Genomic DNA, 13,211 nt, shown 5'->3' on the forward strand with positions numbered 1-13,211 from the left:
CCCAAACCTATACCTTATAGTATTATACAATAAATGCCCCTCTGTTGCAAAGTTAAAAAAACATACCTGATTTACTCTAAGCCCTCATCTAACTAATCTTTGCGCATGCACTAGCCACATTAAAAAAATACCCATTTTCGGAACAAATTTACTTATTTAAAACAAAAAAAGACTGAGGTTTAACAGAAGAAAACTTCTGATAAACCTCAGTCTCGAATAGTTAATTGGATTTAAAAGCCAATATGTCTATTTACTAAAAAGAATTAGTCTTTAGTGATGTTAGTCGCTTGAAGACCACGTTGACCTTCTTCAACATCAAAAGTCACTGCTTGACCTTCTTCTAAAGTTTTGAATCCTTCACCTTGGATTGCTGAGAAATGTGCGAACACATCAGAGCCGTCCTCTTGAGTGATGAAACCGAAACCTTTGTCTGCGTTAAACCATTTTACTGTTCCTTGAGCCATGTTGTTTTCCTCCTTTTGCGCATTGCGCTTATTAATTGCAATAAATGTCGATGCTACATAAGAGGTGTCTCAATACACAAGAAATGTAAAATACCCTTTATTAGTTTTATCAAACATATTACTCTTAAAGTATACCTCAAATCTATCCGCTTGTAAACTCAATTATGAAAGAATTTTTAATTATTAATTACTATTTTAATATTTTTATCATTCAAACAATTAATGGTACTATTTCCCTACTCAAACATTATCTTGAATTCTCTATATAATCATTTTATCAGAGTTAATTCACACGAAACAAGTGACTTCACCCATTGACCAAATAAAAGTTGTGCATGCCTCTCCCATGTTTTCTGAGGTTGCTGATCAACTTGATCATTTGGATAATAATTTTTGGGAAACGGGGCATTAGAATTACTCGCTTGATCTCGTTGATATTCCTGATTTAAGGTGTCCTGTCCATATTCTGCGTGACCAAAAATATATGTTTCATTCCCTCTATTATTTGTCACCAAATAGAGTCCGGCCTCTTTTGAATCAGCCACTACTACCAAATCTGGATGTGCAAATACCTGAGAAGTCTTAGCTGCTGTATAACGAGAATGTGGCGCTTTAAACCGTTCTGTCAATTGACCAAAGACGGGGTGGTTTTCGACACTTAGCTGATGCTCGAACACTCCGACTATTTTATCAACTAACCTTACTTTTTCAATTTGATAATAATGATAAAGAGCTGCCTGTGCCCCCCAACAAATAGATAAAATTGGGATGCCTCTAAGTTTAATCTGGGTTAACGTTTGGCATAATTCCGACCAATAGTCAACATCCTCAAAAGCCAGTTGCTCTACAGGAGCCCCAGTAACAATGACTCCAGCAAACTCTTGCTTACTGAGATGAGAAAAAGGTAAATAGTGATTAACTAATAAGTTAGGCACTGGTTTAGTCAGATAATGACTCTCTGGATAAAATAAGACAACTTCAACTGGATACTCCGGATTATTAGTCAATAAAGCTGTTAGTTGATTAGCAGTAGCCTCTTTAGTCGGCATTAAATTCAAAATTGCAATCTTGAGTATTTTTTCATTCATCTCTAACACTCCTCTCTCATCTTGAGCAAGTATTAACTCAATTTAGCTAGACTTTGCTCAATATCTCTAATAATATCCACTACATCCTCTATTCCAACTGATAAACGAATTAAGTCTTCGGTAACCCCGCTCGCTATTTGCTGTTCAGTAGATAACTGACGATGCGTCGTACTAGCTGGATGGATAACAGAACTGCGAATGTCCGCACAATGAGTCACTAGCTTAATTAACTCCAATTGATTGATAAATTCCTTAGCAGCAATCTCCCCACCTCTGATACCAAAAGAAATCATCCCACTTGCCCCTTTTGGTAAATACTTTTGAGCCAGAGTGTATTGAGAGTCCTTTTTTAAACCCGGATATTTTACAAAAGTGACACTTTCCTGTTGATTCAACCATTCAGCCACCGCTAAAGCATTACTCGAGTGTTTTTGACAACGTAATTCTAGCGTTTCTGAGCCTAAATTAGTTAAGTACGCATTAAACGGTGTTTGAATATTTCCCAAGTCTCGGACTAACTGAACCCTTAATTTAGTTGCATAGGCGGCCTTTCCAAAATCAGCTAAGTAACGAACACCATGATAGCTAGCATCTGGTTCAACTAATTCTGGATACTTACCGTTATCCCAATCAAATTTGCCGCCATCTACGACAATCCCACCAACAGCACTCGCATGCCCATCAATATATTTTGATGTGGAATGAACAACAATATCCGCGCCTAATTCAAGCGGGTTAATCAGAGCTGGCCCTGTTAAAGAGCTATCAATAATTAATGGTAAATCCAGTTTCTTAGCTACTCCACTAATTTTTTCAAAATCTAATACCTCAATACTTGGATTCGAGACAGTTTCTGCGAATATCAATTTAGTTGTATTTTCTGCTAAATTAATGATCTCTTCAGCAGTGGCATTTTGATCAAAGAAAATAGTTTTTATCCCAAATTTAGGTAAATTAGCGATGAATAAATTTGTTGTGCCACCGTATATCTGATTAGAACTCAGAATAGTATCTCCCGCCTGAGCAAGATTAAGGATACTACTTAGAATTGCGGCCATCCCCGAAGCAGTGGCAACAGCTGCAGCCCCGCCTTCTAATAAAGCAATCTTTTCTTCAAAGCTTGCCACTGTCGGGTTGCTAATTCGTGAATACAGGTGTCCAGCAGCCTCCAAATTGAAAAGTGCTGCTGTATCCTCAGCGCATTCATAAGCATAAGTAGTACTTTGGTATAACGGTAAAACCCGTGTGCCTCCCTGCTCTGGTTGATAAGTCCCTTGAACTGCAATCGTTCCTTTACCATACGTTTCTTGTTTTTCTGTCATTATCATTTCCTCCTAAAGTACTCGATGAAAAAGAAAAAACGCTCGTCCTTTAACAAACTTAGTTACAAGTTTATTAAAGGACGAGCGCGAAAATGAATTCGAAGTCATGTTACCACCTTATTTTGGCAAAGCCTCACAGCTTCCCCCTTTTCAAGTACTTTGGCACGCTTTCTTACCAGTATACTCTATCGCTATAACAGGCGAAACCTGTAGGACCTGTTGATATTACTATCAAGTCAGTCACTATACTCCGAGGCCATCTTCATTAGCATTTGAATTACCTCTTTTCACCAAAACAGAGGCTCTCTTAAAACTCATCCACTAATTACTATTCTCATCAACGTTTACTTTTATTTTTGATTATTATCAGCATAACTGATTAAGATTAGAAAATCAAGTGTTTTTTCACCGTAAGCTCATTTAATTTTAATGAAATTAATTATTTTCTGTAAGCCAACTCAAAGCCATACTAACATGAGCAGTAACACCATATGGCAAAATAGCTTCATTCAGGATTAACTTGGGATGATGGACCGGATAAGGAGGAGAAATTCTACTATCTGCAGCAGCTATCCCTAATAAAAGAGAGGGGATTTCATGACTAATATAGGCAAAATCCTCTGATCCCATTTGTACCACCATCTTAGGAATGTCATTAAAAGCTATAACCTTATCCTCACCAACAACTTCTGGTAACAGTTTTTCTGCCTGTTCGACTAATTCTTCAGAATTAACAAGAGTCGGAGCACCTGCTAAAAATCGAACCTCCGCTACACAACGATAGGCTTTAGCAATTCCTTCCGCAATTTCTGTCATTCTCTGCTTTATGTCCATACGCATGTTGTCGTCATAGGTTCTCAATGTTCCTTTCAAAATGGCTGTCTCTGGAATCACATTAGAGGTGTTGCCAGCATGAAATTCTCCTACTGTCAACGCAACCAGGGCATCTGCTGGCAGCTCACGAGTTTGGATCTCCATCAATGCTAAATGAATATTAGAAGCTGGTATTATTGGATCAATGGCATTTTGTGGCATTGATCCATGACCATTCTTACCAAATACTTCTATTTCAAACCAATCACAAGAGGATAAAGCCTTGCCCTTGTTAGACACACACAATGTCCCATCATCTAGAGGTAAACCTGGCATTACATGAATCATCATACCTGCATCAACTTTTGGCGCTTCAAGAACCCCCGCCTCTATCATGTTACTAGCTCCTAACATGATTTCTTCGGCGGGTTGAAACATTAATTTTACTGTTCCTACAATATCATGTTCATGCTTCTTCAATAACTTTGCCGCACCAAGCAACATGGTTGTATGAACATCATGACCACACGCGTGCATTTTACCATTTACTGATTTAAATACCAGTTCAGTGTCTTCTAAAATAGGTAACGCGTCCATGTCTCCTCTTAATAAAAAGGTTTTCCCTTCACCATTTCCAACAGTTGCTATTATCCCTGCCTTGCCACAACGTTTTGGTTGATACCCCATCTCCTTTAATTTTAAAAGTACTAGTGAAACCGTCTGCTCCAAATCAAAACCTGTTTCAGGATTCTGATGCAGCTCTCTTCGAATACTAACAAGTTCTTCTTGCAGTAATTCTGCCTCTTCAAATATAACTTCGTTCCATCTCATTTTAACCAATCCTCTCCCTTATATCCCATCAACCAAATAAGCCAAAACAACATTTCCCATTGCCTCTGCTGTAATCAACAAACAATCTTCATCAATCATAAATTTGGGATGATGATGAGGATAATAGCTCTCTCCTGATGTTGTCGCTCCTACATAGAAAAAACAACTTGGCTTTTCTTCTGCATAATAGGCAAAATCTTCCGATGGTGTTTGTTGTTCACATCGAAGAACTTCTGTCACCTTGTCGATTTTTGCCGCTTTGGTTACATGAGCGAACATTTCCGTTAAATCAACATCATTCACTAAAACTGGATAATCGTGGATGTAGTCTAACTCATAACTAATGTTAAACGCTAAACATATGCCTTCCAATAGGCGTCTAAATTCTTGCTCAACTAAACCACGAGAACTTTCTTTCATCACACGAACATCTCCAACAAGCTCCACCTTATCTTTTATCACATTAGCAGAACCCTTTCCATCAAACGAACCAATTGTAACAGTTACCGTATCAAAAGGATCAACTCGCCGACTAACAATTGTTTGAACTGCAGTCACAAATTGAGCAGCTGCGACAATCGTATCATTGGCATCTTGTGGTGTTGAGCCATGCCCCCCCTTTCCCTGAAGGTTCACTTTAAATGTTGTCCGACCAGTTTGAACAGGTCCTTCTCGATAAGCAATTTTTCCAACCTCCATAGAAGTCATTACATGAGCACCAAAAACATGGTCATAACCATCTAAACAACCAGCCTTAACCATTCCTAAAGCTCCTCCTGGTGGTGTTTCCTCCGCGGGTTGATGAATAATTCTAATCCGACCAGGTAACTGTTCTTTGAGTTCAATTAACGTCTCTGCTAAAATTAACATATACGCAGTATGACCATCATGCCCACATGCATGCATTACTCCTGGATTCTTAGAAGCAAAAGGTAAACCTGTTTCCTCTTGGATTGGCAATGCATCAAAATCAGCTCTAATTGCTAGACTTGGTCCTGGCTTACCTCCTTGAATATCAACTAGAATACCATATCCTCCGCCAAAATTAGTTTGTACTCGACAGTCTTTCCCCTCATAAAAATTAGCAATTATCTCTGCTGTTTTTTCTTCTTTAAAAGACAGCTCTGGATTTTCATGAAAATAACGACGTAAACGAATTAATTCTGGTTCCTTCTCTTTCAAACGTTGACTTAACGTTTTTTGTAGTTCCCTCATTTTTATACTTCCTTTCATTGTTAATACATAAGACTAGTGGCATATTCTAATTAACAAACATATAATTCAACTATTAAGCAATAATCAGCTAAATTTCAGTAATAGTCTGATCGATTGCTGGTGTTTCTGCACAATATTTCCTCGATTGATAGTAAGCTCCTATCCAGCTCATTAATGTACAAGCTGTTAAGCCAAGCAATAAAAGCCACGCCAAACTATATGAGCCTGTCACATCATACATTGACGCAACGAGCAATGATCCCACAGACATCCCTATTTGAATCGCACTACTAACATAACCATATACTTCTCCGTACTGCTCTGTTCCAAAAATGGAAGAAGTAACAAGTGGAGGTGAAACGGAACCAATTGCAATTCCTAGTCCGAAAACGATGCCCATAGCATAAAAAGAAAAGGTGCTACTGCCGACTAACATCAATAAGAAAGCTGAACCAAACGTTACACAACCAAAAATTGAACTCGCCACGATCCCCCAACGATCATTTATCCAACCCAGTAACAATTTCCCAACAACGCCCACAATAGAATATAAAGAAATTACTGATGCTGCAACGGCTGGCCCTTTTAGCCCCTCCAAAGCTGGTGGAAATTGCCCTAGCGCTCCACTGTTAATTATGCCATTTAAGACCATTCCTATTAATAAAACGATAAAGAATGGTTTTCCAAACAGCGTTTTAGTGGGAAGAATGACCGTCTCTGTCTTGAACATTTTTTTCCCTTCATCTGGCGCTTCGTTAGCTCCATATGGCTCTAGTCCCATGTCTTCCGGTTTTTTCTTAAAAACCAACAAAGATATAGGTAAAGCGACACAAAATAGAATTGCAGCCATAATCATGTAAGTAAGACGCCAACCAAAACGCTCTAACCAGAAGGTAATTAAGGGACTAAATAGGAAGCCTCCAATTCCGATACCTGTCATAGCAATACTCATTGCCAGCCCTCTTTTTTTTACAAACCAATTCGTAATAACAATGCTGATCGGGATAATCGTTGAAAATAAATAACAAATACCAATTACAAAAGATGACATGTATAGGTGAATTGGACTTGTTGCCAGTCCATATGAAGCGTATGCTAAGGCAAATACAACTATCGCAGTACTCTGAATGGCTCTTAAGTTACCTTTGGAAATCTTTTTTGCGACAAATGGTGACAAAAAAATCCCCATAGCTTGGAGTATCGTATTACTCAAAGTAAATGCACTACGATTAATTCCCATTTCTTCTGTCACAGGAATTAAAAATTTATTAGCCATAGATACAACGCTAGGTACTAATGTACTTGTCAATATAACCGCTCCTACAACAATCCACCAACCATAAAAAATTTTATTTTGTTTCATCTAAGCCTTCACCTCAATCTTTCTTTGATTTATAACGCTCCGTTACTACTTATTTCAAAAAAGCTAATGCGAGATGACAATTTACCTCAATCATTTGATAAAATTCTTCAATTGACACATTTTCATTCGGTTGATGCGCTAAAGTCACATCTCCCGGTCCAATAATTAATATAGGGAAGTCTTTTTTTGCTCTTCCAAACTCTGAACCATCAGTATAACCTGTTAAACTCTTAACCTCTGGAACTTTTCCAGCTATTGAGGTAACTGATTCACTTGCCAAAAGTGTAAATGGATGATCTTTTTCTGTTCTAATCGCGGGTAAATCATTTATGAAAACAACCTCTCCTTTAAAATCAGGAATAGTTTCACCAGCCTTTTTTATCATTTCATTGATAGCACTTTTCATTTCTTCATGATTTTGCTCAGGTATTGTGCGAATATCAATCGTTGCAACACACTTATCGGGCACTACATTTGCCCCATTACCACCTTGAAAAATATTTAAGCTAGCAGTCGACGCACCAAGCAGTTCATCCTCAAAAACAGAGAAATCAAACTCTGCCTTAAATTGATTAATCAATTCGATCATATGATCGATAGCATTTATCCCTAATTGCGGCATTGAGCCGTGAGAAGTCTTACCATAAGTTGTAATTTGAGGCCACAAAGCGCCTTTATGTGCAATGACAATATCAAGCGATGAAGGCTCCCCAATCACTAACGCATCCAAATCATCTGCAAAACCTAAATCAGTCATTTGGTGGGCCCCGATTGCAGCGGTCTCTTCTCCTACTGTAATCAATAGTTTAATCGTACCTTTAAACTTAGCACCAGCAGCTTTCAAGCGAATCAAAGCGACGACTTGCGCAATTAATCCCGCTTTCATGTCACAAGTACCACGACCATGTAATAATCCATCCTTCTCAATAGCAGCAAATGGCTCATAGTTCCATGGTACTTCTCCTACTGGTACAACATCCATATGTCCAGAAAATCCTAGAACTTGTCCTGGTTCACTCCCTTCCAAAGTAACAATTAACTGATGACGATTCTCGCCGTAAATAACCCGTTCAGAAGGAATCCCGCAATCGGAAAAAATAGTTGCTAGTTTATCTGCAACTAACTTTTCGTTTCCTAATACTGTTTCCATTCTCACAACTTCTTTTAATAATTCTAATGCTTCTTTGTTATCCATGTCTTTTCTCTCCTTTTTTTAACTCTTCAATAGCTGTAGATGAGAATTAAATGAGAATTCCTCATCCCTAACTCATCTTCCTACAATTAATTGTAAGCGTAAACAAACGTTATAACAGAACTCTAATTTCTGATATAAAACGACTAATTCTAAAGTTTGTTTTTTAGAAAATAATCCGATGATTAGCGAACGTTTATTTATGAATAATGTTATAATGAAGAAAAATTAGTAAGAATCGAGGTAATTATTGATGATGAACGAAAAATACCATTTATCCCTTTTGACAGTTTCTGTTAATCAAACCCTCATTTTTAAAGAAACCACTCTTCTGTTTTTGGTTAAAGGTGATCTTATGATTCAAACTGATGAACAAGAACACGCAATTAAGGATGGTAATATTCTTATCTTCAACCCCAGTGATAGACTTAAAATAACAAAAATTTTTCGAGAAGATTGTGTCCTATTTGAATTACAATTAGATAGTTTATTTTTTTCCTCACTCTATCCTCGGTTCTTTACGACAAATTTTGAACTATTTCCGAAACAATTGGAAACAGGTAAACGAGAAGCTATCTACAATTTAAGAAAGTATGTCGCAGAATTATTTCTAAGTCACTATAGTGGTGAACCCACTAAGGATTTAAGAATCTCAATGAACTTACATCAAATCATCCTATTGTTGATTCAATTTTTTCAAAAAGAATCGAGTTACTATAATTATCATTTTTATAATGACAAAATCATTGAAGTTATTGAATACATTGGACAAAATTACCAAGAACCACTCGCTTTGGAACAAGTCGCTAGCACTTTTTTTATGTCACCATCCGCACTATCAAAATTATTTAAGGCAGAAACAGGTTATTACTTTTCTCATTATTTAAGTAATCTTCGAGTTCGCCAAAGTCTTAAAGATCTATTATATACTCGGCTAAATATAGATGAAGTCTCCTTAAATAACGGCTTCAGTAATAGTAAAACTTATCGTATTCACTTCAAGAATCTTTTTGGTGAATCACCGTCAACTTATCGACAACGCTATTTTAAAACCGACGAACCTGTTATTAATAAGCCGCCTAAATCAACTCAATTATTAGCTACCAACGAATCAGATATATTAGCTGCTCTTTATTATTATGCTCACCTACCTCAAGATGAGACAACAGATATTGAGCACGTTGAAACTCATAAAAAATTAGCGATTCAAACACAAAATGTTCGTGAACAAATCAATGCTGACGTCATAATACACATTAATAGTTTGGAGGATCTACTCAACACAGATACCCAAGATGAAATTATTATTGCGAAAAAATCCATTGATATCCGTTATATTGGGATACAGAGCCTTTTTCAAGAATCTCCAGATGCCTATACTGTTTACCAGCAAGAAAGCTTATCGATTTTTTCTCCCTTTGCAAAATTTGATCGTGTTCTAGAATTTCTTGAAAAAAATCAATTAGGAGTATACTATCAGCTCTCATTAACCGATTATGAAACTATTTCACATTTTTATAAAAATGATCGGCAACAATTTTTACGACACATTGAAAAGAAGAAAGGCACAAGTTTTCTTAGAAATTGGAAAATTGATTGTCAATTCAATCCCTATGATTTATCGAATAATATTACTCTTTTTTTAGAGATTTGCAAAACAATTAAATGTATTAACCCTGTCATTCAAATCGGGGCTGAACTCCCTTTAAGCTACCCCAATTATGATATTCAAGATACAAAATTAAGAGATCGTTATATTAAGCAAGTAATTCCAACTTGCGACTTTCTATCCTTTAAATCCGAACCTAACTATACATATGAGAAAATTGAAAGTATCTTGCCAAATGTAGAAAACTTTCATGAATTCGTCTTTAAAGAGGCACAAAATATCAAAAAGAGACTTGATGCTTGGCATGTTTCTCTTCCACTTTTTCTTTCACAATGGAATACTTTGACAGGTAAAAGTCGTGTTACCAACGGATCTTTCTTTCGTGGTGCCTTAGTTCTACAAGAAGTGTTAAAGCTAGATTTAATTGTTGCGGGATACGGATTTTGGCTTGATACAGAAAGCTTCGAGTCTAGTCAATCTATTAAACCAATTAAATTCGATGGCCTAGAGCTATTTCACAACTATCTCGGAAAACGTCCAATTTTTCATGTTTTAGAAATTGCTAATCGCTTAAGAGGAAAAGTTGTTGCTCTTGGAGAAGAATTCATGTTGACTAATCATTACGATAATTATCAACTTCTTCTATGGAACGCCAATTATTTTCCACCTCACTTAAGTTTAGAAGAAAATTTTCTTGAGAGTCAATCTATCACCTTTAGAATTGACATCCCTGAAATAAAAAATGATTTCTATCAAGTTAAACAATTGGACTTTAACCGACATCATGGAGCTATTTTTTATGCCTATAGTGATTTCAAAAGTACAGAGCCTTTAGATTATGAATCTCACTCCTATTTATCAGAAGTTAGTCGACCCAAAATGAAAGTTTTCGATCTAGAAGTTAAGAATGGCTTTGATTTTTATTGCATTCTAGATACGAATGCTGTACTATTGTTGGAACTTAACGCTATAAAATTTGTTCCAACACAACGACCAATCAGTTAGTAGAATTAATAATACAAAAAACGGTATTCCTGATTAGAGGAATACCGTTTTTTAATGATGGTCCCTACTGGTCTCGAACCAGCGACCCCCACCTTGTCGAGGTGATGCTCTCCCAACTGAGCTAAGGAACCTTTACACTATACATATAAGAATAGCTGTTTAAGCATACATTGTCAATAAGAAAAAAACTATCTACCTGGCTATCCTTTGCTTGCTTACCTGGATGTCCTCAATCAACTTTATTAGATACAGCTTTGACCTTTTCTAACAAAGTGGCGCACTCTGGGTACTTTTCCATTAATTCTCCCGTATTGCCATCAACCCATGTAAACCGTGAAGAAGGATAATAAATACAAAACACTTTTCTTAAACTTAGTTGCGACAATTCTACATCCTTAACAACATACTCAATTTCAACTACGCCATTCTCTGCCACAATAAAATATGCCAAAACATCTTTGGAACTTTTAATAGCCCATACGACTTGTGTCATCTGGGGTAAATAATCAATTAAATAAGTAAATAAATTAGAAAGCATTTGTTCCTCATTAAAGCACACCAATACTTTATGTGGCATACAGTCATCTCCCATTGAGACGCTTTGTCTGTCAATTTCAATCTCCATTCAAATTTCCCTTCCTTACTTATTATAAATATTCAATAAAAAAACATCAACGTATTCTTTACATCTTTAGACTGATATCTTTTATGATAATATCAATCACATCAACTTGAGTTAGTTCTGCTGTAAGTAAAGTATCATTTTAAAAGCCTAATACATCCTTTTCTAACCACCAATTCTCCATTCCTTCAGTTCCAAAGGCTTTAGACAAGTCTCTTTGACTATGACGTGCTAGAGTTTCTTCAAGTGAAATATCATAGTAATAAGTATAAACATCTCTTTATAAATATGCGAACCTAAAAACCCTTAAATAAAAACTATTTCAAATCTCCCTTTACCGAATTCAGCAATCTGCTTTATTAGTTCAGGTGTCGGATTATCTATTCTATCTTTCACATTTAAAAACCATAACCGAATTTCATCTTGAGAAATCCTCATTACAGTTCCTCTTGGGTAATGATTTTGAATTGCTTTAGCTGCAGTAGTCTTTCCACTAGCTGAATTTCCTCTTAAAATAATTAATTTACTCATCAATTATCTTTCTCCTTCCCATGCAGTATAGGGTGAAGGTAAATCAAATAAGTAGTGTATTGATGATATAATAGATACTCACTCATAGTGTATCATACAATTGGGATATTATATTCGTCTCTTTAAGATTTCATAAATAAAAAAACATCAACGTATACCTTACGTTGATGTTACAGTAATACCGGTGGCCGGGGTCGAACCGGCACGATCGTGAGATCACAGGATTTTGAGTCCAGCGCGTCTGCCAATTCCGCCACACCGGCTAATTAAGTATAAGGCGGTAACCGGATTTGAACCGGTGATGAAGGTTTTGCAGACCTCTGCCTTACCACTTGGCTATACCGCCTAATTAATGTAAAACATAAAATAAAACTGGGCTAGCTGGATTCGAACCAACGATGACGGAGTCAAAGTCCGTTGCCTTACCGCTTGGCTATAGCCCAATAAAAGGGGCGAACGAGGGGAATTGAACCCCCGATGCCGGAGCCACAATCCGGTGCGTTAACCATTTCGCCACGATCGCCGTGTTACAAAAATTTAATGGCAGGGATAGTAGGAATCGAACCCACAATGACGGTTTTGGAGACCGTAGTTATACCGTTTAACTATATCCCTAGTATAAAAATGGAGGAAAGTGGATTCGAACCACTGAACCCTAAGGAACGGATTTACAGTCCGTCGCGTTTAGCCACTTCGCTATTCCTCCAAATGGTGGCCCGGGACAGAATCGAACTGCCGACACACGGAGCTTCAATCCGTTGCTCTACCAACTGAGCTACCAGGCCATTTAGAATTTTTATACATAATGTCATCTTCAAAAAATAATTTAAAGATGAAATGACCCGTACGGGAATCGAACCCGTGATACCGCCGTGAAAGGGCGGTGTCTTAACCGCTTGACCAACGGGCCTTTGTGCTTATACGGAGAGTAAGGGATTCGAACCCTTGAGACAGTCACCCGCCTACATGCTTTCCAAGCATGCTCCTTCGGCCACTCGGACAACTCTCCAGATTCTTTGCTTATTCTCTTAAAAGCGACTCCGGCAGTAGGACTCGAACCTACGACATCATGATTAACAGTCATGCGCTACTACCAACTGAGCTATGCCGGAATAATACAACTTAAGCGTGGCAACGTCCTACTCTCACAGGGGGA

The 13,211-nt window shown here is 37.2% G+C and carries 10 protein-coding genes and 11 tRNA genes; 1 reads left to right on the plus strand and 20 read right to left on the minus strand.

From position 1 onward, the window contains the following. Window positions 1-263: 263 nt before the first annotated feature. The 7 genes from AC5KOD_RS13075 to AC5KOD_RS13105 all read right to left on the minus strand — a co-directional run bounded on the left by AC5KOD_RS13075 (window position 264) and on the right by AC5KOD_RS13105 (window position 8,291). Window positions 264-464 (minus strand): cold-shock protein, encoded by a 201-nt coding sequence (locus AC5KOD_RS13075; RefSeq protein WP_209531854.1) that lies wholly within the window; start codon window positions 462-464, stop codon window positions 264-266. A 269-nt stretch (window positions 465-733) separates the two neighbouring features. Further along, complete coding sequence (locus AC5KOD_RS13080) at window positions 734-1,552, minus strand: homoserine O-acetyltransferase/O-succinyltransferase family protein (RefSeq protein ID WP_496915013.1); 819 nt, start codon at window positions 1,550-1,552, stop codon at window positions 734-736. 32 nt (window positions 1,553-1,584) lie between these two features. Continuing rightward, entirely contained in the window at window positions 1,585-2,874 is a 1,290-nt protein-coding gene (locus AC5KOD_RS13085; protein WP_496915014.1) for an O-acetylhomoserine aminocarboxypropyltransferase/cysteine synthase family protein, read from the minus strand. A 435-nt stretch (window positions 2,875-3,309) separates the two neighbouring features. After that, on the minus strand, window positions 3,310-4,518 hold the full coding sequence (locus AC5KOD_RS13090; protein ID WP_496915015.1) for a M20 metallopeptidase family protein: 1,209 nt from the start codon (window positions 4,516-4,518) through the stop codon (window positions 3,310-3,312). Between the two features lie 18 nt (window positions 4,519-4,536). Further along, window positions 4,537-5,733, minus strand: a complete 1,197-nt coding sequence (locus AC5KOD_RS13095; protein ID WP_496915016.1) for an amidohydrolase — start codon at window positions 5,731-5,733, stop codon at window positions 4,537-4,539. Window positions 5,734-5,821: 88 nt separating this feature from the next. Continuing rightward, on the minus strand, window positions 5,822-7,096 hold the full coding sequence (locus AC5KOD_RS13100; RefSeq protein WP_496915017.1) for an MFS transporter: 1,275 nt from the start codon (window positions 7,094-7,096) through the stop codon (window positions 5,822-5,824). Window positions 7,097-7,145: 49 nt separating this feature from the next. Next, a complete protein-coding gene (locus AC5KOD_RS13105) occupies window positions 7,146-8,291 on the minus strand; it encodes an ArgE/DapE family deacylase (protein ID WP_496915018.1) in 1,146 nt (381 codons plus the stop codon). 250 nt (window positions 8,292-8,541) lie between these two features. Here AC5KOD_RS13105 and AC5KOD_RS13110 point away from each other — a divergent pair, with 250 nt between their 5' ends. Next, window positions 8,542-10,902 carry a helix-turn-helix domain-containing protein gene (locus tag AC5KOD_RS13110; protein ID WP_496915019.1) on the plus strand — a complete coding sequence of 787 codons (2,361 nt, stop codon included), beginning with the start codon at window positions 8,542-8,544 and terminating at the stop codon, window positions 10,900-10,902. Between the two features lie 58 nt (window positions 10,903-10,960). Here the strand turns inward: AC5KOD_RS13110 and AC5KOD_RS13115 are convergent. The 13 genes from AC5KOD_RS13115 to AC5KOD_RS13175 form a co-directional block, all read right to left on the minus strand. Continuing rightward, window positions 10,961-11,033 (minus strand) — tRNA-Val (locus AC5KOD_RS13115). Between the two features lie 98 nt (window positions 11,034-11,131). Further along, entirely contained in the window at window positions 11,132-11,527 is a 396-nt protein-coding gene (locus tag AC5KOD_RS13120; RefSeq protein WP_496915020.1) for a hypothetical protein, read from the minus strand. A 303-nt stretch (window positions 11,528-11,830) separates the two neighbouring features. Next, window positions 11,831-12,055 carry a zeta toxin family protein gene (locus AC5KOD_RS13125; RefSeq protein ID WP_496915021.1) on the minus strand — a complete coding sequence of 75 codons (225 nt, stop codon included), beginning with the start codon at window positions 12,053-12,055 and terminating at the stop codon, window positions 11,831-11,833. 179 nt (window positions 12,056-12,234) lie between these two features. Beyond that, window positions 12,235-12,318 (minus strand) — tRNA-Leu (locus tag AC5KOD_RS13130). Window positions 12,319-12,330: 12 nt separating this feature from the next. Further along, window positions 12,331-12,401 (minus strand) — tRNA-Cys (locus tag AC5KOD_RS13135). A 26-nt stretch (window positions 12,402-12,427) separates the two neighbouring features. Then, a tRNA-Gln gene (locus AC5KOD_RS13140) sits at window positions 12,428-12,498 on the minus strand. Between the two features lie 8 nt (window positions 12,499-12,506). Beyond that, a tRNA-His gene (locus AC5KOD_RS13145) sits at window positions 12,507-12,578 on the minus strand. 18 nt (window positions 12,579-12,596) lie between these two features. Continuing rightward, window positions 12,597-12,670, minus strand: a tRNA-Trp gene (locus AC5KOD_RS13150). 10 nt (window positions 12,671-12,680) lie between these two features. Continuing rightward, window positions 12,681-12,761, minus strand: a tRNA-Tyr gene (locus AC5KOD_RS13155). Window positions 12,762-12,764: 3 nt separating this feature from the next. Then, a tRNA-Phe gene (locus tag AC5KOD_RS13160) sits at window positions 12,765-12,840 on the minus strand. Between the two features lie 53 nt (window positions 12,841-12,893). Next, window positions 12,894-12,965 (minus strand) — tRNA-Glu (locus AC5KOD_RS13165). A 12-nt stretch (window positions 12,966-12,977) separates the two neighbouring features. After that, window positions 12,978-13,064: transfer RNA gene (locus AC5KOD_RS13170), tRNA-Ser, on the minus strand. Between the two features lie 29 nt (window positions 13,065-13,093). Beyond that, window positions 13,094-13,167: transfer RNA gene (locus AC5KOD_RS13175), tRNA-Asn, on the minus strand. Window positions 13,168-13,211 lie beyond the last annotated feature (44 nt).

It is taken from the genome of Vagococcus sp. WN80Y (assembly GCF_059621045.1).

Excerpts from the sequence above, each read along its gene's own strand:
- AC5KOD_RS13105 (WP_496915018.1), bottom strand. The coding sequence starts at position 8,291 with ATGGATAACAAAGAAGCATTAGAATTATTAAAAGAAGTTGTGAGAATG.
- AC5KOD_RS13125 (WP_496915021.1), bottom strand. The coding sequence starts at position 12,055 with ATGAGTAAATTAATTATTTTAAGAGGAAATTCAGCTAGTGGAAAGACT.
- AC5KOD_RS13110 (WP_496915019.1), top strand. The coding sequence starts at position 8,542 with ATGATGAACGAAAAATACCATTTATCCCTTTTGACAGTTTCTGTTAAT.
- AC5KOD_RS13085 (WP_496915014.1), bottom strand. The coding sequence starts at position 2,874 with ATGACAGAAAAACAAGAAACGTATGGTAAAGGAACGATTGCAGTTCAA.
- AC5KOD_RS13120 (WP_496915020.1), bottom strand. The coding sequence starts at position 11,527 with ATGGAGATTGAAATTGACAGACAAAGCGTCTCAATGGGAGATGACTGT.
- AC5KOD_RS13095 (WP_496915016.1), bottom strand. The coding sequence starts at position 5,733 with ATGAGGGAACTACAAAAAACGTTAAGTCAACGTTTGAAAGAGAAGGAA.
- AC5KOD_RS13080 (WP_496915013.1), bottom strand. The coding sequence starts at position 1,552 with ATGAATGAAAAAATACTCAAGATTGCAATTTTGAATTTAATGCCGACT.
- AC5KOD_RS13075 (WP_209531854.1), bottom strand. The coding sequence starts at position 464 with ATGGCTCAAGGAACAGTAAAATGGTTTAACGCAGACAAAGGTTTCGGT.
- AC5KOD_RS13100 (WP_496915017.1), bottom strand. The coding sequence starts at position 7,096 with ATGAAACAAAATAAAATTTTTTATGGTTGGTGGATTGTTGTAGGAGCG.
- AC5KOD_RS13090 (WP_496915015.1), bottom strand. The coding sequence starts at position 4,518 with ATGAGATGGAACGAAGTTATATTTGAAGAGGCAGAATTACTGCAAGAA.